This is a genomic window from Pseudomonas sp. OE 28.3, from assembly GCF_014268205.2.
GTDB lineage: Bacteria > Pseudomonadota > Gammaproteobacteria > Pseudomonadales > Pseudomonadaceae > Aquipseudomonas > Aquipseudomonas edaphica.
This window is the reverse complement of record NZ_CP077082.1, coordinates 4,401,133-4,424,327: the sequence shown is the minus strand read 5'-3', so window position 1 is coordinate 4,424,327 and position 23,195 is coordinate 4,401,133. Positions and strand designations below refer to the sequence as shown.

Genomic DNA, 23,195 nt, shown 5'->3' with positions numbered 1-23,195 from the left:
ATGAATATTGATTTATTATTCAAGTCGGGCTTGTTGGCAGCTCTTTTTATCAAAGAACAATTGAAGGAGCCTCTTGCGTTATTTTGGATCGTCCTCTCCCCAGTTGTCACCTTTTACTTAATTATGTATGCCCGGATGACCCGTGCGGAAATGTCGGCTGATTACATTTCGGTGACCTCATGGTTCTACGCCTTCGTATCGTCGAGTGTCGCCATGTTTGGGCTGGCGTTTTATATAGTGGGGAGAAGAGAGAGCGGTTTTCTTCGATCGTTTGTCTATACGAATCGCACGAAGAGGGTCTTTCTTGTTGGTCAGTTTTTGGCCTATTCAATTATGTCAATGGTTTATTGTTTGGTGTTCTATGTTCTGACGCGGGTGTACTTTGGTGAGATGAGTTTTGTTGAGTTTCTTGTTGTCGCTGGAAGATTCTACATTTGTTTTTTGCTGTTTTCGATACCGTCACTGTTATTGACGCTGGTTCCGCTGGGGTTTCAAAATGCGAATACTGTGTTTTCAGTGTTGTCTTTCCTGATGTTGGCGCTTGGGATTGTGAGTATAAGCTCGTCCCATCCGGTGATAGAAGTGGTGAAATTTTTCAATCCGATGTGGTGGGCTAGCCAGATTATGCAGGGGGGTGTCTTTGAATCTTTATATGTAGTGATGACCATTGTAGTGCTGTTTGTTTTGTCGCTGGCTGTGGTCTATAAATTTTTGCTCGTCAATCCGGTTTGGAGTCGTTACTGATGAAACGTTTGATTGTGAATTCGCTAGACGTCCGGTATGAGCGCCATACGGTATTTAATAAGGCGTCAATGGTGGTCGAAGCGGGCTCCATCTCAGGCTTACTGGGGCCTAACGGATCTGGAAAAACTACTTTTTTTGATGTGATTTGCCGTCTGAAGAAAATGGAGGCCGGTGAGATAGTCAATTCGTTCTCAACGTTTCTTTACTTGTCTCAAGTTATCACTACGCCTCCAGTGCTTCGAATGTTTGATGTGTTTAAAATGATGATGATTTTTTGTGCTGATGTGCCGGTTACTCAAAAGCATGCGTTAGAAAAAATCGAAATGTGGAGCCCGGGGGTTGCCGAGCGCTATTGCGACATCTGGAACAAAAAATCCTCGCTTTGCAGTTATGGAGAAAAGCGTTGGTTTTTTACGCTGTCTCTGCTCGCTGTAGGGGCCGATCTGGTCATTCTGGATGAGCCTACAGCGGGCGTGGATCCGGAGTTTCGTTATCATATTTGGAGGTGTTTGGAAGGCGCTGCGCAGCAGGGTGTTGCTGTTCTCGTCTCGTCACATAACGTTGACGAAATCGTCAATCATTGCGATGACTTTTACATGCTGAGTCAGCAACGCTTTAACCGCTTTACTGACGCAGGAGGGTTCATGGGGGCGTATGACGCCAAAAGCCTGGATGAGGCCTTTATTCACGCGGCAAGCTTGCCAACAAATTAAGTCAGACTTTGCCGCGCGACGTTATTTACCTATGGGAACAAACGCCACGCTGCCACCCGAGCGCTTCTGGAACAACCGCTCGCCATTATCCGGCTGTGTGGTGATCACCGTGTGATCCGCGCCCAGGTAGGCCAGCGGCGTCGGGTCTTCCTTGGAATACTGCGCGACGATAATGGTGTGCTGCGGGTCGAAGCCCTGGCCGCTGGTTTTTTCCAGCCAGGCCATCAAGGCGGCGCTGTCGCCCTGGCGCGGGAAGTCCTGGGTCTCGCTGACGTAGTAGAACGGTTTGCCGCCATTTTGCAGGTACATCGGCACCTTGTTGTCGACTTCTACCATCACCATCTGCCAGTGAGCCCACGGCGCACTTTTGACCGCCTCGGCCTGTACGTCGTCGGCGAAGCGGGTCACGCCGCCATTGCCGTTGACCCAGGGATAGATCCCTCCGAGCACCAGCAACAGCAGGCCTGCGGTGAAACCGAAGCCTTTTTGCCAACGCGGCCAGCTGGCGGTTTTTTGCTCCAGGCGTTCACTCAACCACCAGGCCGCCAACAACTGGGCAAAAGGCACCAGCGGCAGCACGTAGTAGCTGCGCCGGCTGCCACTGGCGGTGAAGAATACAAACAGCAGGCCCAGGCCCCACACCAGCCAGCGCACGTTCGGTGGCGTGTGGCGCCAGTTGCGCAGCGCCAGCCACAGGCCCAGCAACCAGCACGGTGCCCAGGGCAAGGTGTAGGCGGGCAGGTAGATCAGGTAGGTGTAGATCGGCCCCATGTGGTCGAACGGGTCGAAGAAACGCACGACGTTTTCCTTGAACACCAGTTCAAGGCCACTCTCGCCGTAAGTCGGCGCGCCGTAGAGGTGGGACAGCACGAAGGGAATCGCATAAAACGCCGCTGCAATCAGCATGGCCAGCAGCAGGCGCAGGTTGAGGTGGCGCTTGTAGCGGTGCTCGCTGAGCAGGTGCGGCAGCAGCACCAGGCCCGGCAGCACAAAACCGATCAAACCTTTGAACAGCGAGGTGGCCGCCAGCAGCAGGAAAAACACCGTGTAGCGCCCCAGCCGCGTGTCGTCCGGCCCGCGCCAATACCACCACACCGCCGCCAGCACGCCGCACACGGTGAGGATATCGGCCGTGGCCACGCGCGCCCAGAACAGAAAGTAGAAGGTGGTGGCGAGCATCCAACCGGCAATCAGCCCGGTGCCTTTGCGAAACAGGCGTTCGCCGATCAGGTACACCAGCCAGATGCTCAGCCACGCCGCAATCACCGACGACAAACGCAGCGACCAGGGGCCAAGCCCGCCCATCAGGTTGGCGAAGCCGGTGATCAGCCAGTAGGAGGGCAGGGGTTTGTCGTAGTAGGGCGCGCCCTTGAGGTAGGGGTCGAAGTAATCACCGCTTTGCAGCATCTGCAACGCGATGTTGGCCCAGCGGGTTTCCGGCCCCCACAGGTCGCGACTGCCCAGGCCCAGCAGCAGGAGCAGCGCCGAGACGCCCAGCAGCAGCACCAGGGCGCCGCGTTCGGTTTTGAAGACACTCATGGGCGGCTCTCAAGGCAGACGTAACGTTAAGGAAGCTGCGGATAAATAATCAAGAGCAGGGCGCCTTTGCGATAGCGCTTGCCACCCGGTGGCAGTTGCCCTTCTTCGCGGTGTTCGCTGGTGCTGCGCACGCGCATCAGCACACCGACCGAACCTTGCTGGCGCGCCTGCGCAAGCCAGGTCTGCACGCTGTCCAGGTCGACCTTGCGGTGCACCGAGTCGGCGTACTTGAGGCCATAACGCAGCTCGCCTTCGGTGTCGTAAAACGCCACTTCCGTGCGACCCAGGCGCCAGGACAAGGCCGACGCCGAGCCCAACTCGTTGCTGATCAAAGCATGGGTTTGTTGCAATTCGTCCAGATGCTCAAGCACGAACTGGTCGGGCATTTCGGTATCGGTGATCATTTCCGGCATGCCCGCCGGCAGCAACGCCACCAGCAAACCGATGCCCAGTGCCGGCATTGCCCACAGGGTCAGCGGGCGCAGCGCTTGCAGCAGGTTGGCGAGGATCCAGGCCAGCAATACGATAAACGCCAGGGACAGGCTGAACATCTCCGCGTGGCTGTTGCCGTACATCGGGTTGCTGATTTGCAGGTAGATCAACGCCACCATCGCCGCCAGGCCAATCACGGCGTTCACCAGCCCGTTGATCAGGATCGCGCGGGCCTTGCCTTGCTGGATCAGGTCGATCAGCGCGTGGCCCATCAACAAGGCCAGTGGCAGCAGGCACGGCATGATGTAGGTCGGCAATTTGCCGCGGCTCATGCTGAAGAAGGCCAGGGGCAACAGCAACCACAGGGCCAGGAACACGATGGCCGGCTGGGCTTTGTCTTTCCAGGTCTTGATCAGTGTGGCCGGCAGCAACGCCGCCCAGGGCAGGCAGGCGACCACCATGATCGGCAGGAAGAACCACCAGGCCCGCGCATGCTGGGCATTGTCGGCAGAGAAGCGACGGATATGCTCGTGCCAGAAGAAGAAACGCCAGTAGTCAGGCTCCTGCAAGTGAATGGCCAAGGCCCACGGCACACACATGATCGCGGCGACCACAATGGCCAGCGGGCCGTAGCGCAACAATTCGCCCAGGCGGCGCTGCCAGAGGATATAGGGCATGGCGATCAGCACGGGCAACAGCCAGGCCAGAAAGCCCTTGGTCATAAAGCCCATGCCGCAGGCCACGCCCAACACTGCCCAGGCACCCAGGCGGCTACGCGGCGTGCGGCTGTCGAGGGCAAACCACAGCGCTACCAGGCTGAGGTTGACCCAGAAGGTGAATTGCGGATCGAGGTTGGAATAACCTGCTTGCCCAGCCACCAGCCCGAAGCTCATGTAGAGCAGGGCGCAGGCGAAGCTTTTGCGTGGGTCGTTCCACAGGCGGCGGGCGATAAGGTAGGCCAGCACCACGCTCAGGCCGGTGGTCAAGGCCGAAGCCACACGCACACCGAACAGGTTTTCACCGAACACCGCCTGACCGAGGGCGATCAGCCAATAGCCGGCGGCGGGTTTTTCGAAATAGCGCACACCCATGAAGTGCGGTGCGACCCAGTTGCCGCTCTGGAGCATTTCCTGGCTGATCTGGGCGTAACGGGTTTCATCCGGGATCCATAAACCGTGCAGGCCCATGGGCAGTAGATAGAATACCGCGAAGGCCAATAGCAACAGAGGTAAGGGTTTAAGCAGTCGAGTCATGAAAACGTCGCTCCTTGACGTTTAATGGCGAAGTAAGCAGATGTGTAAAAGTTTGTAGGAAGAATCACTAAGTTCACTAAGTCGATGAAAGTATTCATGACGTCCAATAGTAGCGGGCGCAGTTGAACATGCCAGAACAGGGCTGTCGTTTTGCTGAACATGAAGAAAGTTATAGGTAAAAAAGTGTCTATAGCTTTTTAAGTACGGCGGCCCAGGCGGGGCCTTTCATGATGCCAAGCGTCTCGAATTTGCCGTTGGCCAGTACGCGCACGAACAGGGCACTGCCGTACTCGGAGAACGTCGCATGGGGGTAGCCCAGGGCGCTTTCGAAGTCGGCAATACAGCCGCTGTGGGTGACAAAGACGAGGTTACGACCAGGTCGTTTGCGGCTGAGCAGTTCTTCATCGATGTCCTCGCCACAGATGGTCTTTTCCCCAGCGGTCAGCTCGGCTTTGCCGAACATGAAGTGCGAGGTCTGTACCGTGCGCAAGGCCGGGCTGGCAACGATGTCGCTGTTTTCCAGGCCCAGTAGTTTGAAGGCCTTGCCCACTTCTTCAGCGCGTTGGGTGCCGACGGTCGTCAGGCCTTCAGGTGCGCCGAAGCAGGCATTGGGCGAGCGGTCGCAGCGCTCTTCGTGACGCACCAGCACGATCAGGTCGCCATTACGCCAGGCCGGCAGCACTTGCGAGGTCAGCAGGCGATTGCCGACGCTCAGGTCGCGCGGCGAGAACGGCCACACCAGGAAACCGGCGAGCAGCAAGCCGATAACGGCAAGGCCCGCCCACCACTTTCGCAGGCGCTTGAGATAGCCCCGGCGTGAGCGCGGTTTGGTCAGGGTAAGGTCAACCACATCATTCACCATGGGCACTGTCTTCAGTGTTTTATTCAAATAGGCGCAACGCACTGACGGATGCCCGTAGTTGAAGCGGAGCGTGTCATAGCGCTGCTGTCTTTTGGCTGAACATCCGACGGTTAAAAGTTGCCGTGGGCGGTAACTAACAAGTTGCCGTCTAGCGACGCATGGCGGGCAATTTAGAGGGGCGAGGGTGGGCAAGCGGTGAAATCCATGTGAAAAATTTGCGTGGGGCCGTCAACCAGCCGTTATGCTCGTTTGCAGTCCTTTAAACGAGCGTGTTTATGTTGCAGGTGCAAGGTGTTGTTAAAAGCTACGCCACCCCGCAAGGTCCACTGCCGGTGCTGGCGGGTGTCGACCTGTACCTGGGAGAGCGTAGCAGCCTGGCGCTGATGGGCGAGTCCGGCAGCGGAAAAAGTACGTTGCTGCATCTGGTCGCCGGGCTCGACCGTGTGGACAGTGGCACTGTTCAGGTGGGCGAGCAGCGCCTGGACCAACTGAGCGAGGCGCAACTGGCGCATTGGCGGCGTACCGAAATCGGCCTGGTGTTCCAGCAGTTCAACCTGATCGGCAGTTTGCGTGTCGACGACAACCTGGCGTTCCAGGCACGTCTGGCCGGGCGCTTCGACCCGCAATGGCAGGCGCAACTGGTTGAGCGCCTGGGCCTGGGCGATTTGCTCAAGCGTTATCCCGAACAACTCTCCGGCGGCCAACAGCAGCGGGTTGCGGTGGGCCGTGCGTTGGCCTCGCGCCCCGGCTTGTTGCTGGCGGATGAACCCACCGGCAATCTCGACGAGGCCACCAGCGATGACGTGCTGCAATTGCTGCTGGACCTGCTGCGAGACAGCCCCACCAGCCTGTTGATGGTCACCCACAGCCCGCGCATCGCCGCGCGCCTGGACCGCCAGGTGGTGTTGCGGCGTGGTCGTGTGGTCGCATGAGATGAGGGTATTTTATTGGGCACTGCGCGCATTGTTGAGCCATTGGCGACGACACCCGGTGCAGTTCTTCAGCGTGCTCACCGGCTTGTGGCTGGCCACCGCGTTGTTGACCGGCGTGCAAGCCCTTAACAGCCATGCGCGCGACAGCTATGCACGTGCCAGCCAATTGATCGGCGGTGAGCCCCAAGCCAGCCTGACTGCGCCGGACAGCGCGAGCTTCCCGCAAGCACTGTTTGCCGAGCTGCGCCGCGCCGGCTGGCCGGTGTCGCCGGTGGTGCAGGGGCGGCTGCAGCTCAAGGGGCATGAAGATCTGCGCCTGCAATTGATGGGCATCGAGCCGTTGTCCTTGCCCGCTGGCGGTGCGGTGGCGGGGCAGCGCTTGAGCCAGGCGCAGATGCTCGGGTTTTTCAACCCGCCTGGGCAAACCTGGATCGCCGCGCAAACTTTACAGGCGTTGGGGTTGCAGGCCGGTGCGCGACCGTTGACGGCGAACGGCCAACGGTTGCCACCATTGCAGGTTCAGCCTGACATGGCTCCCGGCCTGTTGCTGACCGATATCGGCTTCGCCCAACCGTTATTGGACATGCCGGGGCGTCTGTCGCGCCTGCTGGTGGACAAGGCCTTTGCCGCCACCCACCCGACGCCTCCCGCCGCGCTGCAACTCAAGCAAGGCGAGGACAACAACCTCTCGCGCCTCACCGAGAGCTTTCACCTGAACCTCGATGCCTTGGGTTTTTTATCCTTTGTAGTCGGCCTGTTTATTGTCCACGCCGCCATCGGCCTGGCCCTGGAGCAACGCCGTGGCTTGCTGCGTACCTTGCGTGCCTGCGGGGTCAGCGCGCGCCTGCTGATCGTCAGCCTGGCGGTTGAGCTGGGCGTGTTGTCGTTGCTGGGTGGCGTGTTGGGTGTGATCAGTGGTTACCTGCTGGCCAGCCTGTTGCTCCCGGATGTGGCCGCCAGCCTGCGCGGGCTGTATGGCGCCGAGGTGGCGGGCCAATTAAACCTCAGCCCGTGGTGGTGGCTGGCCGGCTTGGGCTTGAGCCTGCTCGGCGCGCTGCTGGCGGGCGCCAGCAGCCTGTGGCGCGCGTCGCGTTTGCCCTTGCTGGCGCTGGCCAATGCCCAGGCCTGGCATGAGGCACACGGGCGCTGGCTGCGACGTCAGGGTTGGGTGGCGGCTACTGCGTTGGCGATTGCAGTGCTGGCGCTGTGGTGGGGTAACAGCCTCGCCGCCGGGTTTGTGCTCATGGCAGCCTTGCTGCTGGGCGCGGCGCTCGGCCTGCCGGTGGTGCTCAATGGCCTGTTGACGGCGGTGCTTGGACGTAGCCGTTCGGTGTTGGGCCAGTGGTTTCTTGCCGACTGCCGCCAGCAGTTGCCGGCCTTGAGCCTGGCGCTGATGGCGTTGCTGTTGGCCCTGGCGGCGAACATTGGTGCGGGCTCCATGACTTCGGGGTTTCGCCAGACGTTCAATAACTGGCTGGAACAACGCCTTACCGCCGAGCTGTACCTCAACCCGCAAAACCCGGCCCAGGCTGAGCAGCTTTCCACCTGGTTGGCGCGGCAACCGCTGGTGCAGGCGGTGCTGCCCACCTGGCAGGTGGCGGTGCAATTGCAGGGCTGGCCGGCGGATGTGTTCGGGGTGGTCGACGATCCGACCTATCGCCAGCACTGGCCGCTGCTGCAAGCCGTCAGCGCACCGTGGGATCAACTGTTGGAGGGCGATAGCGTGATGCTCAGCGAGCAATTGGCGCGCCGCTTGAAGGTGGGCCTGGGCGACGCCATCAAGCTCCCCACGCCGCAAGGCGTGTGGTCGCCAAAAGTGGTGGGGGTTTACGCCGACTACGGCAACCCCAAGGGCCATCTGCTGGTCAATTCGCAACACCTGCTGGCGCACTGGCCGGGCCTGGCACCGGCGCGCTTCAACCTGCGCGTACTGCCCGGCAATGTGCCGGCGCTGGTGCAGGAGGTGCGGCGCGCCTTTGCCCTGGAGGACAGCCGCATCGTCGATCAGCAGCAGCTCAAAGGCTGGTCGAGCCAGGTGTTCGAACGCACCTTCGCCGCCACCGCGGCACTCAACAGCCTGACCCTGGGTGTCGCCGGTGTGGCGCTGTTTATCAGCCTGCTGACCCAGAGCCAAAGCCGCCTTGGCCAACTCGCACCGCTGTGGGCGCTGGGCGTGACGCGCCGGCAACTGATGCTGCTCAACCTCGGCCAAACCTGGCTGCTGGCGGTGTTGACGCTGGTGTTGGCCATACCCTTGGGCCTGCTGCTGGCGTGGTGCCTGGACGCGGTGATCAATGTGCAGGCGTTCGGCTGGCGCCTGCCATTGCAAGTGTTCCCGTGGCAGCTGGCGCAATTGCTGGGGCTGGCGATGCTTGCCACGCTGCTGGCCTCGGCCTGGCCACTGTGGCAGTTGTACCGCAGCCGCCCGGCGGATTTGCTTAGGACCTTTGCCCATGAAGATTAACCCCTGGTGCTGGGCCGCCGTGTTGCTATTGACCGCCTGCGACAAAGCCCCCGCGCCGCAGGAAAGCTTCGCCGGCCTTGGCAGTGAAGCGGCGGATTTCGCCCAGGTGGTGCCTGGCAAGGTCTTCAGCTTTCCCGAAGACCACGGCCCGCACCCCGGCTTTCGCATCGAATGGTGGTACGTCACCGCCAACCTCAAGGATGCCCAAGGCCATGTGTTCGGCGTGCAATGGACGTTGTTTCGCAACGCGCTCAAGGCCGGGCCGGTACACGCGGGCTGGCGTGACTCGACGATCTGGCTGGGCCACGCCGCCGTCACCTCCGCCACCCGCCATTACGCCGCCGAGCGCTACGCCCGTGGCGGTGTTGGCCAGGCCGGCGCCCAGGCAGCGCCGTTTAATGCCTGGATCGACGATTGGAGTTTTGCCACCCGGCCCGATGCCGCCAGCGCCTTGGCCGATATGCAACTCAAGGCCACAGGCCCACAGTTTGCCTACGACTTGCACCTGACTTCCAGCCGCCCATTGGTGCTGCAGGGTGAAAACGGCTACAGCCGCAAATCCGATCAAGGCCAGGCGTCCTACTACTACAGCCAGCCGTTTTTTACCGCAGCAGGCAACGTCACCCTTGACGGCACCACCTACCAGGTCAGCGGCCCGGCCTGGCTCGACCGCGAATGGAGCAGCCAGCCGCTGGCCGCCAGCCAGACCGGCTGGGACTGGTTCTCCCTGCACCTGGACGGTGGCGAGCAGTTGATGCTGTTTCGCGTGCGGCAAAAGGACGGCGCGGGTTACCTGACCGGCACCTGGATCGACCAGCAAGGGCACACCCAGACCCTGCATAACGCCGATATTCAACTCATACCGCTGGCCACCACCGAGGTTGACGGGCGCGCTGTTCCTACGCGCTGGTCACTGAAAATTCCCGGCAAGCAACTGGATATCACGCCCCAGGCCGTCAACCCGAAGGCATGGATGAACCTGAGTATCCCGTACTGGGAAGGGCCGGTGCAGTTTGACGGTGGTGTGGGGTATCTGGAGATGACCGGGTATTAATCGCGGGTTTTTGTAGGCGATTTTTCTCTGCCGAGTAGGCAACTTCCCAAATGTGATTTCCCGCGCCCGCCCTTGTGTGCGGGCCGCCTGTGCTTGCCTATATTCCGACGCCATCTTCATTGCATCCGGGATGGAAGGCATGGCGCAGGGGTTCATCAATGACCGCACAACGGACTACGGCAGTTTGAAATCCAGGGCGATGGGCGGGGCGCCAAATCGTCAGCGTTCTGATCACTTTGACGTGTTGAACCGGCACTTACGTACTGGCCTGGTAACACCGGGGCAACTGGTAATTATCCCTGACGACTTCAGCTGTCGCAGTGAAGAAGCTTGGTTGATGCGTTATGGCGAGCAGATTCGCTGGGGGCTGGAGCCATCGGCCGGTTCGGCGGTAATCAATAACTACGATTTGCTGCAGAGCTTGCTGGCGAACGGCTCGATTGGTATCGGCAGCGCCACGTCGGCGTGGGCACGGCATCTGGATGAGGTGGCGCAGACCCTGGAAGCGATTGAGCGCTTGCATCAGCGGTTGAAGGGCGGTGGGTTGGAGCGGGGAGAGTTTGCTCGTCAGCGCCAAGGGCTGTTTCGGCAGTTGGACGCGCAACTGCAAGGCGCGGCGCGGTTTGGCACGGGGTTGCGGGGCAATCAATCGTTGAAGAAGGTGCTAGGGATATCGACCAAAAGCTTTCTGCATAAGGCTGAGATTGCGGGGTATGCGCAGCGGGTCGGGGACGTGGCGCAGGTGTCGAAGTGGTTGGGGAAGGGCACTTATGTGGGGTTGGCATTGGATGTGGGAGCAGCAGGATTAGAGATCAAGGAGGCGTGCGGGATGGGAAGGGAGGCGCAATGTAGAAGGGCGAGGTATGTGGAAACGGGAAGGTTGGTGGGGGCGGTGGCAGGTGCCGCTGTGGGCGGAAAATATGGTGCAGCCATCGCTCGTCGTGCATGCAACATCGTGTTGGGTATTTCTATGAAGGGGAATGGTGCGCTTGCCTGTGGCGTTATTGGAGGCGCCGCTGGAGGGTATGGCGTAGGCAATGAAGGTGGTGATTATGGAGCGCTTCTGGGTGGGAAAATCCTGGAGGTCAATGGTGATTTGATCTTCGAGCCAGAGGGCGCGTAACCATGGATTTTTTTCTGGTCTACTCAATTGTGTGGTTTGTTTGGATGTTCGTCGTTCTGGGGCTGATGCTTTTTGCCGAATATACAAAACTCGATGAGGTGGAAAGTTACTTCAGTCACAACGAGCGGGTTCGTGGCAACAAACGTTTTTGGAGACGAAAGGAGTGGATTGACAGGCAGTACCGCATGTTGCTGATTTTTGAGTTTCTGTCCGATTCAAAGCGCCACGTGAAAGCCGGTGTTGTGACCGAGGCCGAACTGGCGTCTGTGCCTTTAGCGCTCAAACGCTGGGTGTTATGGCCCTATTACCTGGGGTTTACCTGGCTGATCACAACCGTGGTCTGGTCCGTTTGGCGCAGGTGGGGTGACTTACCTATTTGAAGGAGGTTAATTTTTTCTAAAAAATACTGTTCATGCATACAGTATTGTTCTACATTCCATCCCAGGTGACCGGATGTCACCGATCACCTGAGCATCAATTTTTTAACTATGGATGGATAAAAAATGAAACCAACCAAAGCCTTTATGCTGGGCGCGGCCATGATGGCCTCCTGCTTTATCTCGGCCTCTGCCCTGGCCGACCTGAACCTTCCCAAACTCACCCCCGGCACAGTCAGCCAAAGCGAGATTGACGCGCTCAAACCTGGCGGCACGCTCACTGCGGTGCCGATTTCGGAGGCGCTGCGGCAAAAGCTGCTGGATGCACGGGACGGCAAGGCCAAGGCGGCTACCAAGGCTGCCAAATCCGCTCCGTTCAACACCGTTATCGGCACGTTGAAAAAGCCGAATCAGAGCGAGCTGAAAAGTGCAGCGGTCGCCGACTTTGTTCCGCTGTTTCCGACCCTGGATATCAACACCCTCTACACCATCAGCGAAGTGCAAACGGGCCAGGATTTCCCTTACCATTTCAACCTGCCAAAAAGCGCGCGGGTGCTGGTGCAGTTGATCAACCAGAGTGCCGGCGCCGACATGTCGCTGAGCCTGTTCCGCGACGACGGCCAAGGCAACCTGCAACTGCTGGCCACCGCTGATAACGCCGGCAATGCCGATGAATACATCGACGGCGTGCTGCCGGCTGGTGACTACTACTGGTACATGGTGGCCAAGACCGCCACCAACGCGCAGTTCAGTTTCGGCGTGGCGGTAGACACCAACATCGATGCCTTCGAGCCCAACGACACACCGCAGGACGCTTTTGCGCTGCCGGACACCATGAACAAGGTGAGCGGCAACCTCGACAACGCCAACGACGTCGATTACTTCGACTTCAAGGCCGTGCGTGGCCAGGCCGTGAGCATGTACCTGGCAGGCGATGACAGTGGCAGCCGTAACCAGTGGATCTTCGAGCGCTTTGATGGCGTCAACTGGATCGTCGTACCGGCCGGCTCTACGTCCACCTACCCGAGCGTCACGCCGGGTACGACGGTCAAGGTGCGTGTGCGGGCCAACCCGGCCGTGACGCAGGATCCAAGCAAATATTACAAGTTGAGCCTCGGTTCTGCGCCACGGCTGAACACCTCGCAGGTAACCGGTGACAACATCGTGCGGGTGCCGGCATCGATATTCTGGATGGCGACTCAGGCGGGGCGCACGTTGAACTGGACCACCAACTGGTCCGACTCCACGGGCGCGCCGCTGCTGGGCGTCACACCTGTGCTGCGTGTCGACAAGCGCTTTGAGGGCACCGAGTTCCATTGGACCGACTTCAAGGCCACCACCAACAGTGCCGGCACATCCCAGGCCAGTGCTGCGCTCGGTACCTGCTTTGGCGATAACCGTGTGCAGTACCCGGACAGCAGCACCGGCGTGCAGTACACCTGGGACACCACCTTCAACTTCGGCGGCTGGCGTATCGAGCTGGACGAGTTCCCGGGCGTGGGTGTCGGCGGTGATAACGTGCAGTATGTGACCTTTGGGCACATCTGCACCCAGGACATCATCCATTGATACCGTGATGTAAGTCAGAAGGGGCAGCCTGAACAGGCTGCCCCTTTTGGTTATTCGCCGGCCAGCGCCAGCTTCAACGGCAGGCGCGCCATGCTGGTGCTCGTGAGCGAGCCCAGGTACAACCAGTCGCCGTATTCGCGCGCGGTAGTGACCGGCGAGTAATTGCCCGCACTGCCATCCTGCAAGTTGGCGATGACCTTGCCATCGATGTCCAGCCCCAGCACAAAGGCTTTGCGCTCGATGGGCTTGGGCATCACCATCAGTGCGCGCACCATCACCTTGCGCAACAGCGGGTAGCCGGCGAAACCGTCCAGCAACGGGTTGCGCGGCGAATACAGGGCAACCCAGAAGCGATCGCGGCCATTGAAACTGAGGTTGTCCGGCAGGCCGGGCAGGTTGTCGATAAACAGGTCATGGGTGCCGCTGCGCTCGCCCTTGAGCCAGTAGCGGCTGATACGGTAGGCGCCGGTTTCATTCACCAGTACGTAGTTTTCATCCGGCCCCAGGGTCACGCCATTGGCAAATTGCAGCCGGTCCAGCAACACCTCTGTGGTGCCGTTGCTGAAGTCATAGCGCAGCAACCGGCCGTCGCCACCATGCTCAATCACTGCTGTGCCGTCCTGGCCATAGCCCCAGCGGCTTGATGCGTCGCTGAAGTAGGCATAGCGCCCGCTGGCATCGACGGTCACATCGTCGGTGAGGCCAAAGGGTACGCCGTCAGCGCTGCTGCTCAATGGCTTGAGTTGGCGATTGGCATCCAGGGCAAGCAACCCCTTGACCCCATCGGCAATGATCAAGCGCCCATCCGGGTGCAACGCCAGGCCGAGCGGGCGGCCGCCGGTGTTGGCGAGCACTTCCAGCGTGTGGCTGTCCGGCGAGGTGCGGATGATGCGCCCGTCTTGCAGGCCGCTGATCAGAAAGCCCTGGGGGTCGAGCAGCAAGGCTTCGGGGCCGGCGATGTCCTGCGCGCCGATTTTTTCAATACCCTTGAGCCGCTGGTTTTCGGCGTAGGCGCCGTCTTTGAGCGAGGGCGCCTTGGGCGGCGACCAGTTCACCGGTTGCACTTTGGTGGGCATCAGCAGCAGAAAAGCGATGACTGCAAGCAGCAGTACGAACAGCAAATGGCGCAGTTTTTTGGGGCGGGTACTCATGACTATTCCTGGTTGTCGTGGGCGTTCGGCTCCCAGTGCAGGGTGCCGAACAGGTAATCCATCAGGGGGAGGACGATATTGAAGTTGCGCCCCTGCATCAGCTCACGGCGGTGGTGCAGGGCATGCAATTGGTGCATCTGGCGAATCCATGGCAAGCGCGCCACCGGGTGCTCGGCGGGCAGGTGTTCGCAGGCGTGAAACACTTCGTAAAGTAAATACCCAAGGATCATGCACCCGGCAAACAACCCGGCGACGTTGGGGCTCAATTGTTTGAGCAGCCACCAGGCGGGCAGGGTGATCGTCAGGCTGTGCAGCACGATCAGCCAGGCCGGGAATAGAATCACACGCCAGTCTCGCGGGCTGTCATAGGTCATGTGGCCTGGAGTAAAGAAACTGTGGTGGTCACCCGTGTGGCGCGCATAGAACAGCCGGGCCAGGCTGTGTTTGTGATGACCCAGGTGGCGGTGTACGAGGTAGATGCACAGGTTGAAAAACACCAGCGTCAGCGGCACGGTCAGCCACTGCAGCGCGGTGATGTGCGTGGTGGAGGACCAGGCCAGGGCGATGCAGACGATGCCGTAGCCGAGCACGAAACTGGCGTGCAGCCAGGGGTTGTATCGGGCGCTCACGGCGGCGCGGTAGCCGGCGCGGAAGGTCTCGGTGGGATGGGCCATGGCGGCAAGCTCTGGTTTTTTTGTTGGAGCCTGAGCTTAGTTGGTACGCGAGATAGTGCGAGTTTTTGCGCAGTACGCGGTTCAAGTGTGGGAGCTGGCTTGTGTGGAAACAGGCTTTTGTGGGAGCTGGCTTGCCTGGGATGCAGACACCTCGGTGTGTCAGGTAGAGCGAGTAGATGCTATCGCAGGCAAGCCAGCTCCCACACTTGAACCGCGGGCGACCGACGGGGGCTTGCACAGGCCTGATTTACTTGCTAGCTTCTCGCAAAATGTTATCGATAACATTTGCTCTAAAAATAAAAACAAAACAGAGAACCACGCCATGAAAATGCTCCCGAAAACCCTGTGTTTACTGGCTGTCAGCATCACCCTCGGCGCAACCAGCGCAGCGTTTGCCGACGCCGCCAAACCGATCCGCATCGGCGCTTCCTTCCAGGAAATCAACAACCCCTATTTCGTCACCATGAAAAACGCCCTGGAAGAAGCCGGCGCAACCATCGGTGCGAAGCTGATCATCACCGATGCCCGTCACGACGTGTCCAAGCAGGTCAGCGATGTCGAAGACATGCTGCAAAAGGGCATCGATATCCTGCTGATCAACCCCACCGACTCGGTTGGCGTGCAATCGGCGGTGAAGTCCGCCCACGCCGCGGGTGTGGTCGTGGTCGCGGTGGACGCCCAGGCCGACGGCCCGTTGGACTCCTTCGTCGGTTCAAAAAACTTCGACGCCGGCTTCCAGGCCTGTGAATACCTGGCCAAGAACATCGGCGACAAAGGCAATATTGCGATCCTCGACGGCATCGCCGTGGTGCCGATCCTTGAGCGTGTGCGCGGCTGCAAAGAAGCGGTGGCCAAGCACCCGGACATCAAGATCGTGAGCATCCAGAATGGCAAGCAGGAACGTGACCAGGCGCTGACCGTCACCGAAAACATGCTGCAGGCCCAGCCGGGCCTCAAGGGCATCTTCAGCGTGAATGACAACGGCTCCCTCGGCGCACTGTCGGCCATCGAAGCCAGCGGCCTGGACGTAAAACTGGTCAGCGTCGACGGCGCACCGGAAGCCATCAAGGCGATCCAGAAGCCCGGTAGCAAGTTCATCGCCACCTCGGCGCAATACCCGCGCGATCAGATCCGCCTGGCTCTGGGCATCGCCCTGGCCAAGAAGTGGGGCTCGCAAGTGCCGGCCACCATTCCCGTCGACATCACCTTGATCGACCAGGCCAAGGCCAAGGACTTCAGCTGGTAAATCGCCCCGGCCCCACGTGAACCGTGGGGCTTGAGGTCTCCTTCTGAATACGAGGTCGGCGGCATGAGCAGTCTTCTGAAGCTGGAAAATATCTGTAAGCGCTATCCGGGCGTACAAGCCCTCAAGTCCATCAACCTGCAGGTCGAACGCGGCGAAATCCATGCGTTGCTGGGTGAAAATGGCGCGGGCAAGTCGACCCTGATGAAGATCCTCGGCGGCGTCGAGCATCAGGACGAAGGGCAGATTTTAATCGATGGCCAGGTGCAAAAGTTTGCCACTTACCGCGATGCGATCGCCGCCGGTATCGGCATTGTGTTCCAGGAATTCAGCCTGATTCCCTATCTCACGGCGGTGGAAAACATCTTCCTCGGGCATGAGTTGAGCAACCGCTTCGGCCTGCTGCGCAAACGTGAAATGGTCGAGGCCAGTCAGGCGTTGTTCAAGCGCTTGGGCGTGAGTATCAACCTGCAATGCGCGGTCAAGCACCTGAGCGTGGCCGAGCAGCAATTCGTCGAAATCGCCAAGGCCCTGGCCCTGGATGCGCGCCTGTTGGTACTCGATGAACCGACCGCTACGCTCACGCCCAGCGAAGCCGAACTGTTGTTCGAGATCATGCGCGAACTCAAGCGTCAGGGTGTGGCGGTGATCTTTATCTCTCACCACCTGGAGGAGATTTTCCAGGTGTGCGACCGCATCAGCGTGCTGCGCGATGGCGGTAACGTAGGCGTGACCGATGTGGCCGACAGCGATATCGACCGGCTCGTCGAAATGATGGTCGGCCGCCGCCTGGAAAACAGCTTTCCACCCAAACCCACGAAAGACCGTGGTCCGTTGTTGCTGGAGGTCAAGGACATCCAGTTGGTACGCAATGGCCCGCGCAACAGCTTTCAGTTGCACAAGGGCGAGATCCTCGGCTTTGCCGGGCTGGTCGGCTCCGGTCGTACCGAACTGGCGCTGGGCATGATGGGTGCGCTGCCGTCGGTGAGCAAAGACGTGTGGTTGCGCGGCGAGAAAGTCAGCCTGGATGACCCGGCGCAAGCCTTGGCCCACGGCATCGGGCTGCTCCCGGAAAGCCGCAAGAGCGAAGGGCTGATCACCGATTTCAGCATTCGCGAAAACATCTCCCTGAACAACCTGCCCAAATATCAGAACGCCACGGGCCTGATCGACAAGAGCAAAGAGTGCGCCAGCGTCGACGCGCTGATGCGCCAGCTGTCGATCAAGGCGCCCAGCGGCGAAAGCCGGGTGTTCAACCTCAGCGGCGGCAACCAGCAAAAGGTTGTGATCGCACGCTGGATCAACCACCACTGCGACGTGCTGGTGTTCGATGAACCCACACGCGGCATCGACGTCGGCGCCAAGGCGCAGATCTACGCCCTGATGCGCAGCCTCACCGAACAAGGCTACGCGATCATCATGATTTCTTCCGAACTGCCCGAAGTCATTGGCATGTGCGACCGCGTCGCCGTGTTCCACAAGGGCGCCATCGTCAAGCTGCTGGAAGCGGCCGCCGTCAACCCACAAGAGGTCATGCGCCATGCAACAGGGGGCTCAAGTGAATATGTCCATTAATACCGGCGACACCCGCCGACTGCGCCTGAACCTGGCACGGCTGGTGCGCTCGCCGGCGTTTTATCCCTTCGTCGGGTTGGTGGTGGTGACCCTGGTGATGATCTTCGCCAGCGATAACTTCCTCACCACCAGCAACCTGTCGAACATTGCGCGCCAGGTGTCGATCAACGCGATTATCGCGGTGGGCATGACCTGCGTGATTCTCACCGGTGGCATCGACCTGTCGGTAGGCCCGGTGATGGCGCTGTCGGGCACCTTGACCGCAGGGCTGATGGTCGCGGGCCTGCCGCCGGGCCTGGCGATTGGCGCCGGCCTGCTGATCGGCGTGGCCTTCGGCATCGGCAATGGCGTGTTCGTCGCCTACCTGCACATGCCGCCGATCATCGTCACCCTGGCGACCATGGGCATCGCCCGTGGCCTGGGCCTGATGTACACCGACGGCTACCCGATTTCGGGGTTGCCGGAGTGGTTCGGTTTCTTCGGCCGCCAGAGCCTGTTCGGCGTCGACGTGCCGATCCTGATCATGCTGGTCACCTACTTTGCCGCCTATGTGTTGCTGCAACACACGCGCATCGGCCGCTACATCTACGCCATCGGCGGCAATGAAGAAGCGGTGCGTTTGTCGGGCGTGCGGGCGGCGCGCTTCAAGTTGCTGGTGTACGGCATCAGCGGCCTGACCGCAGCGATTGCCGGGCTGGTGCTCACCTCACGCTTGATGAGCGGCCAGCCGAATGCCGGTGTGTCGTTCGAATTGGATGCGATTGCGGCGGTGGTCCTTGGCGGTGCGTCGATTGCCGGCGGGCGCGGGGTCATTGTCGGCACCTTGCTCGGCGCGATGCTGCTGGGCGTACTCAATAACGGATTGAACATGCTCGGGGTCTCGCCCTACGTCCAGAGCGTGATCAAGGGCGGGATCATTTTGCTGGCGATTTTCATCAGCCGTCAGCGCCATAAATAAACACCTGACAAGAAAGGACCGAACACATGGACAAGCACACCGAGATGCAAGCCGTCGTTTGCCACGGCCCGAAAGACTACCGCCTGGAGCGAATCGGCAAACCCAAGGCGCGCCCCAATGAACTGGTGATCCGTATCGCCGCCTGCGGCATCTGCGCCAGTGACTGCAAGTGCCATTCCGGCGCGGCCATGTTCTGGGGTGGCGATAACCCGTGGGTCAAGGCACCGGTGGTGCCGGGCCATGAGTTTTTCGGTTACGTGGAAGAGGTGGGTGAGGGCGCCGAGGAACACTTTGAAGTCGCGGTGGGCGACAAGGTGATCGCCGAGCAGATCGTGCCGTGCGGCAAGTGCCGCTTCTGCAAGTCGGGCAAGTACTGGATGTGTGAAGTGCACAATATCTTCGGCTTCCAGCGTGAAGTCGCCGAAGGCGGCATGGCCCAGTTCATGCGCATTCCCAAGACCGCCATCGTGCACAAGATTCCCGAGTCGGTGTCGCTGGAAGACTCCGCATTGGTGGAGCCGATGGCGTGTTCGATCCACACCGTCAACCGTGGCGAAATCCAGCTCGATGACGTGGTGGTGATCGCCGGTGCCGGTACGCTGGGGCTGTGCATGGTCCAGGTGGCTGCACTGAAAACCCCGAAAAAACTGGTGGTGATCGACATGGTCGACGAGCGCCTGGAACTGGCCAAGCAATTTGGCGCCGACGTGGTGATCAACCCGTCCCGCGACAATGCACGCGAGATTATCAACGGCCTCACCGATAGCTATGGCTGCGACGTGTACATCGAAACCACGGGCGTGCCCGCCGGCGTGACCCAAGGCCTGGACCTGATCCGCAAGCTCGGGCGTTTTGTCGAGTTCAGTGTGTTCGGCGCCGAAACCAGCGTCGACTGGTCGATCATCGGCGACCGCAAGGAGCTGGACGTACGCGGCGCGCACCTCGGCCCATATTGCTACCCGATCGCTATCGACCTGTTTGAGCGCGGCCTGGTGACGTCCAAGGGCATTGTTACCCATGACTTCCCGCTGGATGATTTTGCCGAGGCCTTCGCGTTGGCCAACTCGACCAAGTCGATCAAGGTGCTGTTGAAGCCGGTGATTTGATCTATGAACTACGTAATGGGTGTCGATATAGGAACCCAGAGCACCAAGGCGCTGCTGGTGGATGGTCAAGGTACGATCATCGCCCAGCACAGCCAGGGGTATCGCGTCGATACCCCGAAAGTGCGCTGGGCCGAGCAATGGCCGCAGGTGTGGCTGGAGGCCGTCGAGGCGTGTGTGGCGCAGTGCATGGCCAAATCCGGCGTGGCGGCCGGGCAGGTCAAGGCGATGTGCATCAGCAGCCTGTATGGCGGTTCGGGGATTGCCGTTGACGCGCAGATGACGCCGCTGCACCCGTGCCTTATCTGGATGGACCGGCGCGCCGGCGAGCAGGTGGCGTGGGTGCGTGAGCACCTGGACCAGGAACGCTTGTTCGAAGTAACGGGTAACTCGGTGGACAGCTATTACGGCTTCACCAAGATGCTCTGGCTCAAGCAGCATCAGCCGCAGGTGTGGGCCGACACGCGCTACCTGCTGCCGCCCAACAGCTATATCAACTGGTGCCTTACCGGCGAATTGGCGGTGGACCATAGCAGCGCCGGCAATATTGGCGGGGTTTACGATGTGAAGGCGCGCGGCTGGTCCGCCGAGATGCTCGATGCATTGGGCATTCCACAGGCCATGATGCCCGAGCGATTGGTGTACTCCGGTGACGTGGTGGGCGGTTTGCTCGAAAGCTGGGCCACGCGCCTGGGGTTACAGGCCGGTACGCCGATCCTGGCCGGCGGTGTGGATGCGGCGATGGCGACGCTGGCGGCGGGTGTTACGCAGCCGGGTAACCATGTGGCGATGATCGGCACCAGCATGTGCTGGGGGTATTTGAACCAGCACGTGGACGCACACCACGGCCTGGTGAGCATGCCTCACGTCTACAACGGCCATCGAGACCTGTACATCTTTGGCGGTGCGATCACCGCCGGGGCGTCGGTCAGCTGGTTTCGCGAACAGTTCTGCCAGGCCGAAGAACAGCAGGCCCAAGCCACCGGCCAGGACAGCCTGGTGTTGCTGGAGCAGAGCGCCACCCAGGTTCCGGCGGGCAGCGAAGGTTTGTTGTTTTTGCCGTACCTGATGGGCGAACGCAGCCCGGTATGGGACGACCGCGCCAGCGGCAGCTTTGTCGGGCTGAACCTGTATCACAGCCGTATTCACCTGTACCGCGCGGTGCTTGAAGGCGTGAGTTTTGCCCTGCGCCACAACATTGAAGCCGGTACCCAGGGCGCGCATTCGCTGGACCCGCGCTTGATTGTGGTGGGAGGCGCGAGCCATTCGGATTTGTGGATGCAGATTATTGCCGATGTCACGCGCTACCCGGTCTACACCATTGTGCAGGAGGTGGAAGCGGCCTTGGGCGCAGCGTTGCTGGCGGCGCATACGGTGGGCTTGGTGAGTGATGACGAGATGGACAAAGGCTGGGTGCAGCTGGAACTGCGGGCGCAGCCCAAGCGCGAGAATGTCATGACGTATGACCGGGCGTTTGCCGAGTACCTGAAGCTGTATCCGGCCCTCAAGCCGATCATGCATAGCCTGCAAACCAACTGACCCAACACAGATCAAAAATGTGGGAGCTGGCTTGCCTGCGATAGCGGTGTATCAGTGAAAAATGTGCTGACTGACCCACCGTTATCGCAGGCAAGCCAGCTCCCACAGGGATCTTCAGTGTTTATCGAGAAGTGACCATGACCACCACCTTCAACTTCACCCGCCAGCGCATTCTCGTCACTGGCGCCAGCAGCGGCATCGGTCGCGAAATCGCTCAACAGCTGATTGCCGCCGGTGCCGAAGTGTTCGCCCTCGGCCGCGACGCGCAAGCCTTGGCACAGCTGGGCTGCAACAGCTTATGCGTGGATATCGCCGACAGCATCGCCCTGGACAAAGCCCTGTCAGACTTGCCGCCGCTGAACGGCCTGGTCAACTGCGCCGGTATCTCACGCCTGGAACCCGCCGCCGCCATCAGCGCGGATGCGTTCGATCAGGTCATGCAGGTCAACGCCCGCGCCGCCGCACAGGTCGCCAGCCGAGTGGCGGCAAAAATGATCGAAGCGAAAATCCCCGGCAGCATCGTCAATGTCTCAAGCCAGGCGTCACTGGTGGCGCTGGACGATCACCTCGGCTACTGCGCCTCAAAGGCCGCGCTGGACGCGATCACCCGCGTGCAGTGCGCCGAGTGGGGGCGCTTTGGCATTCGTGTGAACAGCGTCAACCCCACGGTCACACTTACGCCAATGGCGACAAAGGCCTGGTCGGATCCGGCCAAACGCGACCCGGCGCTGGCGGCCATTCCGCTGGGGCGTTTCGCACAAACCGTGGAAGTCGCATTGCCGGTGCTGTTCCTGCTCAGCGATGCCGCCAGCATGATCAGCGGCGTGAGCCTGCCGATCGATGGCGGCTACACCAGCCGCTAGCCGTTTTCCAGCACGCCGGCGATCACCACTTTGTCCCGTGGCTTGTACGGGTCTTGCAAGCGGTCAAGCAGCAGGCGTACCGCGCTGCTGCCGGCCAGTGAGGCGTCGTGGGCCACGCAGGCGATCGGCACGCCGAAGATATCGGCGAAGGGCAGGCGGTCGATGCCGCAAATGGTCAGGCTGTCGTGGGCGATGTTGTGCATGCGCAAGGCACGCAGGGCGCCGAGGGTGATCAACTGGTTGAAACCCATGATTGCATCGGGCGCCGAGTGCTCGGCCAGGTAGTCGAGAGTGTGCAGGTAAGACGGCATCAGCGTGTAGTCACCGGCCTGCACTTCGACCTGAACATGGGGGTGTTCAGCCAGCACTTCGCGCAACCCTTTGAGGCGCTCCACGGTGATACGTGAGTGCTCCGGGCCGGTCAGCACCAGCAGGCGTTTAAGGTCGGGTGTCTGGCGCAGCAGGTAGTGCGCCGCCTGGATACCGCTGTGGTAGTTGTCGAGCACCACGCGGCTGAACGGGCTGTCGTGGATCGTGCGGTCGAGCAACACCACCGGAGTTTTGCCGTTGCCCAGGCGCTCCAGATAGTCGGGTTGGTAGCTGGGTTCGTCCGAGACCGGCGACAAGATAATCCCCGCCACGCGATAGCCCAGCAGGGTATCGACGGCTTTGCTTTCGAGTTCTTCCAGCTCATCGGTGTCCACCAGCATGATGGTGTAGCCGTGCTTCTTCGCCTCGCGGGAAATCGCCTTGATCATCTCGCTGTAGAACGGGTTGTCGACGGAGGCGGTGATCACGCCGATGATCAGGCTTTCACTGCGCTTGAGCCCGCGTGCGAAGGCATTGGGCACGTAGTCCAGCTCGCGCGCCACTTCGAGAATGCGCGCCAGGGTGGCGGGCTTGACCAGGTCGGGCTTGCTCAGTGCGCGGGACACCGTGATGGTGGTCATGCCCACCCGTTCGGCGATGTCGCTGATGGTGACGGACTTTTTCTTGTTCATCGGTAAGGCTGCGCTGGGAAACATCC

20 protein-coding genes are annotated in these 23,195 nt (G+C 60.5%); 14 read left to right on the top strand and 6 right to left on the bottom strand.

All coding sequences use genetic code 11. From position 1 onward, the window contains the following. The gene (locus HU759_RS19770; protein WP_170040444.1) at positions 1–744 is read left to right on the top strand and encodes an ABC transporter permease; all 744 of its coding nucleotides are present in this window, start codon (positions 1–3) and stop codon (positions 742–744) included. Further along, on the top strand, positions 744–1,457 hold the full coding sequence (locus tag HU759_RS19765) for an AAA family ATPase (protein WP_169988684.1): 714 nt from the start codon (positions 744–746) through the stop codon (positions 1,455–1,457). The genes HU759_RS19770 and HU759_RS19765 overlap by 1 nt, the downstream gene beginning before the upstream one ends. 21 nt (positions 1,458–1,478) lie before the next feature. Here HU759_RS19765 and HU759_RS19760 read toward each other — a convergent pair whose 3' ends face one another. The 3 genes from HU759_RS19760 to HU759_RS19750 all read right to left on the bottom strand — a co-directional run bounded on the left by HU759_RS19760 (position 1,479) and on the right by HU759_RS19750 (position 5,543). Further along, complete coding sequence (locus HU759_RS19760; protein ID WP_169988687.1) at positions 1,479–2,996, bottom strand: glycosyltransferase family 39 protein; 1,518 nt, start codon at positions 2,994–2,996, stop codon at positions 1,479–1,481. 26 nt (positions 2,997–3,022) lie between these two features. Next, positions 3,023–4,681, bottom strand: a complete 1,659-nt coding sequence (gene arnT / locus HU759_RS19755) for a lipid IV(A) 4-amino-4-deoxy-L-arabinosyltransferase (RefSeq protein ID WP_186617586.1) — start codon at positions 4,679–4,681, stop codon at positions 3,023–3,025. Positions 4,682–4,868: 187 nt separating this feature from the next. Next, complete coding sequence (locus HU759_RS19750; RefSeq protein ID WP_026013879.1) at positions 4,869–5,543, bottom strand: histidine phosphatase family protein; 675 nt, start codon at positions 5,541–5,543, stop codon at positions 4,869–4,871. Between the two features lie 275 nt (positions 5,544–5,818). On the opposite strand from HU759_RS19750, the gene HU759_RS19745 reads away from it, so the two are divergent. The 6 genes from HU759_RS19745 (at position 5,819) to HU759_RS19720 (ending at position 13,062) form a co-directional block, all read left to right on the top strand. Continuing rightward, positions 5,819–6,475 (top strand): ABC transporter ATP-binding protein, encoded by a 657-nt coding sequence (locus HU759_RS19745; protein ID WP_017139562.1) that lies wholly within the window; start codon positions 5,819–5,821, stop codon positions 6,473–6,475. 1 nt (position 6,476) lies between these two features. Continuing rightward, positions 6,477–8,939 (top strand): FtsX-like permease family protein, encoded by a 2,463-nt coding sequence (locus HU759_RS19740; RefSeq protein WP_186617588.1) that lies wholly within the window; start codon positions 6,477–6,479, stop codon positions 8,937–8,939. Next, positions 8,929–9,993: a lipocalin-like domain-containing protein gene (locus tag HU759_RS19735; protein ID WP_186617589.1), complete on the top strand. Its 1,065-nt coding sequence runs from the start codon at positions 8,929–8,931 to the stop codon at positions 9,991–9,993. Before HU759_RS19740 ends, HU759_RS19735 begins: the two co-directional genes overlap by 11 nt. A gap of 139 nt (positions 9,994–10,132) precedes the next feature. Next, on the top strand, positions 10,133–11,116 hold the full coding sequence (locus HU759_RS19730) for a hypothetical protein (RefSeq protein ID WP_186617590.1): 984 nt from the start codon (positions 10,133–10,135) through the stop codon (positions 11,114–11,116). Between the two features lie 2 nt (positions 11,117–11,118). Further along, on the top strand, positions 11,119–11,496 hold the full coding sequence (locus HU759_RS19725; RefSeq protein ID WP_017139558.1) for a hypothetical protein: 378 nt from the start codon (positions 11,119–11,121) through the stop codon (positions 11,494–11,496). A 123-nt stretch (positions 11,497–11,619) separates the two neighbouring features. Then, complete coding sequence (locus HU759_RS19720) at positions 11,620–13,062, top strand: hypothetical protein (protein WP_186617591.1); 1,443 nt, start codon at positions 11,620–11,622, stop codon at positions 13,060–13,062. A gap of 50 nt (positions 13,063–13,112) precedes the next feature. On the opposite strand, the gene HU759_RS19715 is transcribed toward HU759_RS19720, so the two are convergent. Both HU759_RS19715 and HU759_RS19710 read right to left on the bottom strand, forming a co-directional pair. Continuing rightward, the gene (locus tag HU759_RS19715; protein WP_186617592.1) at positions 13,113–14,213 is read right to left on the bottom strand and encodes an SMP-30/gluconolactonase/LRE family protein; all 1,101 of its coding nucleotides are present in this window, start codon (positions 14,211–14,213) and stop codon (positions 13,113–13,115) included. Between the two features lie 2 nt (positions 14,214–14,215). Then, a complete protein-coding gene (locus tag HU759_RS19710) occupies positions 14,216–14,887 on the bottom strand; it encodes a sterol desaturase family protein (protein ID WP_017139555.1) in 672 nt (223 codons plus the stop codon). 322 nt (positions 14,888–15,209) lie between these two features. On the opposite strand from HU759_RS19710, the gene HU759_RS19705 reads away from it, so the two are divergent. The 6 genes from HU759_RS19705 to HU759_RS19680 all read left to right on the top strand — a co-directional run bounded on the left by HU759_RS19705 (position 15,210) and on the right by HU759_RS19680 (position 22,168). Beyond that, on the top strand, positions 15,210–16,133 hold the full coding sequence (locus tag HU759_RS19705) for a substrate-binding domain-containing protein (protein ID WP_099549975.1): 924 nt from the start codon (positions 15,210–15,212) through the stop codon (positions 16,131–16,133). 63 nt (positions 16,134–16,196) lie between these two features. Next, positions 16,197–17,705, top strand: a complete 1,509-nt coding sequence (locus tag HU759_RS19700) for a sugar ABC transporter ATP-binding protein (RefSeq protein ID WP_099549976.1) — start codon at positions 16,197–16,199, stop codon at positions 17,703–17,705. Next, positions 17,671–18,663, top strand: coding sequence for a ribose ABC transporter permease (locus HU759_RS19695; protein ID WP_099549997.1), 993 nt, complete (start codon positions 17,671–17,673; stop codon positions 18,661–18,663). Before HU759_RS19700 ends, HU759_RS19695 begins: the two co-directional genes overlap by 35 nt. Before the next feature lie 26 nt (positions 18,664–18,689). After that, on the top strand, positions 18,690–19,769 hold the full coding sequence (locus tag HU759_RS19690) for an alcohol dehydrogenase catalytic domain-containing protein (protein ID WP_177034834.1): 1,080 nt from the start codon (positions 18,690–18,692) through the stop codon (positions 19,767–19,769). A gap of 3 nt (positions 19,770–19,772) precedes the next feature. After that, a complete protein-coding gene (locus HU759_RS19685; RefSeq protein WP_170040462.1) occupies positions 19,773–21,305 on the top strand; it encodes an FGGY-family carbohydrate kinase in 1,533 nt (510 codons plus the stop codon). A gap of 137 nt (positions 21,306–21,442) precedes the next feature. After that, positions 21,443–22,168 (top strand): SDR family oxidoreductase, encoded by a 726-nt coding sequence (locus HU759_RS19680; RefSeq protein WP_186617593.1) that lies wholly within the window; start codon positions 21,443–21,445, stop codon positions 22,166–22,168. On the opposite strand, the gene HU759_RS19675 is transcribed toward HU759_RS19680, so the two are convergent. Continuing rightward, positions 22,165–23,169: a LacI family DNA-binding transcriptional regulator gene (locus HU759_RS19675; protein WP_026013875.1), complete on the bottom strand. Its 1,005-nt coding sequence runs from the start codon at positions 23,167–23,169 to the stop codon at positions 22,165–22,167. The genes HU759_RS19680 and HU759_RS19675 overlap by 4 nt on opposite strands. Positions 23,170–23,195 lie beyond the last annotated feature (26 nt).

Coding starts and splice junctions, on each gene's coding strand:
- HU759_RS19770 (WP_170040444.1), top strand. CDS start 1: ATGAATATTGATTTATTATTCAAGTCGGGCTTGTTGGCAGCTCTTTTT.
- HU759_RS19765 (WP_169988684.1), top strand. CDS start 744: ATGAAACGTTTGATTGTGAATTCGCTAGACGTCCGGTATGAGCGCCAT.
- HU759_RS19760 (WP_169988687.1), bottom strand. CDS start 2,996: ATGAGTGTCTTCAAAACCGAACGCGGCGCCCTGGTGCTGCTGCTGGGC.
- arnT (WP_186617586.1), bottom strand. CDS start 4,681: ATGACTCGACTGCTTAAACCCTTACCTCTGTTGCTATTGGCCTTCGCG.
- HU759_RS19750 (WP_026013879.1), bottom strand. CDS start 5,543: ATGGTGAATGATGTGGTTGACCTTACCCTGACCAAACCGCGCTCACGC.
- HU759_RS19745 (WP_017139562.1), top strand. CDS start 5,819: ATGTTGCAGGTGCAAGGTGTTGTTAAAAGCTACGCCACCCCGCAAGGT.
- HU759_RS19740 (WP_186617588.1), top strand. CDS start 6,477: ATGAGGGTATTTTATTGGGCACTGCGCGCATTGTTGAGCCATTGGCGA.
- HU759_RS19735 (WP_186617589.1), top strand. CDS start 8,929: ATGAAGATTAACCCCTGGTGCTGGGCCGCCGTGTTGCTATTGACCGCC.
- HU759_RS19730 (WP_186617590.1), top strand. CDS start 10,133: ATGGCGCAGGGGTTCATCAATGACCGCACAACGGACTACGGCAGTTTG.
- HU759_RS19725 (WP_017139558.1), top strand. CDS start 11,119: ATGGATTTTTTTCTGGTCTACTCAATTGTGTGGTTTGTTTGGATGTTC.
- HU759_RS19720 (WP_186617591.1), top strand. CDS start 11,620: ATGAAACCAACCAAAGCCTTTATGCTGGGCGCGGCCATGATGGCCTCC.
- HU759_RS19715 (WP_186617592.1), bottom strand. CDS start 14,213: ATGAGTACCCGCCCCAAAAAACTGCGCCATTTGCTGTTCGTACTGCTG.
- HU759_RS19710 (WP_017139555.1), bottom strand. CDS start 14,887: ATGGCCCATCCCACCGAGACCTTCCGCGCCGGCTACCGCGCCGCCGTG.
- HU759_RS19705 (WP_099549975.1), top strand. CDS start 15,210: ATGAAAATGCTCCCGAAAACCCTGTGTTTACTGGCTGTCAGCATCACC.
- HU759_RS19700 (WP_099549976.1), top strand. CDS start 16,197: ATGAGCAGTCTTCTGAAGCTGGAAAATATCTGTAAGCGCTATCCGGGC.
- HU759_RS19695 (WP_099549997.1), top strand. CDS start 17,671: ATGCAACAGGGGGCTCAAGTGAATATGTCCATTAATACCGGCGACACC.
- HU759_RS19690 (WP_177034834.1), top strand. CDS start 18,690: ATGGACAAGCACACCGAGATGCAAGCCGTCGTTTGCCACGGCCCGAAA.
- HU759_RS19685 (WP_170040462.1), top strand. CDS start 19,773: ATGAACTACGTAATGGGTGTCGATATAGGAACCCAGAGCACCAAGGCG.
- HU759_RS19680 (WP_186617593.1), top strand. CDS start 21,443: ATGACCACCACCTTCAACTTCACCCGCCAGCGCATTCTCGTCACTGGC.
- HU759_RS19675 (WP_026013875.1), bottom strand. CDS start 23,169: ATGAACAAGAAAAAGTCCGTCACCATCAGCGACATCGCCGAACGGGTG.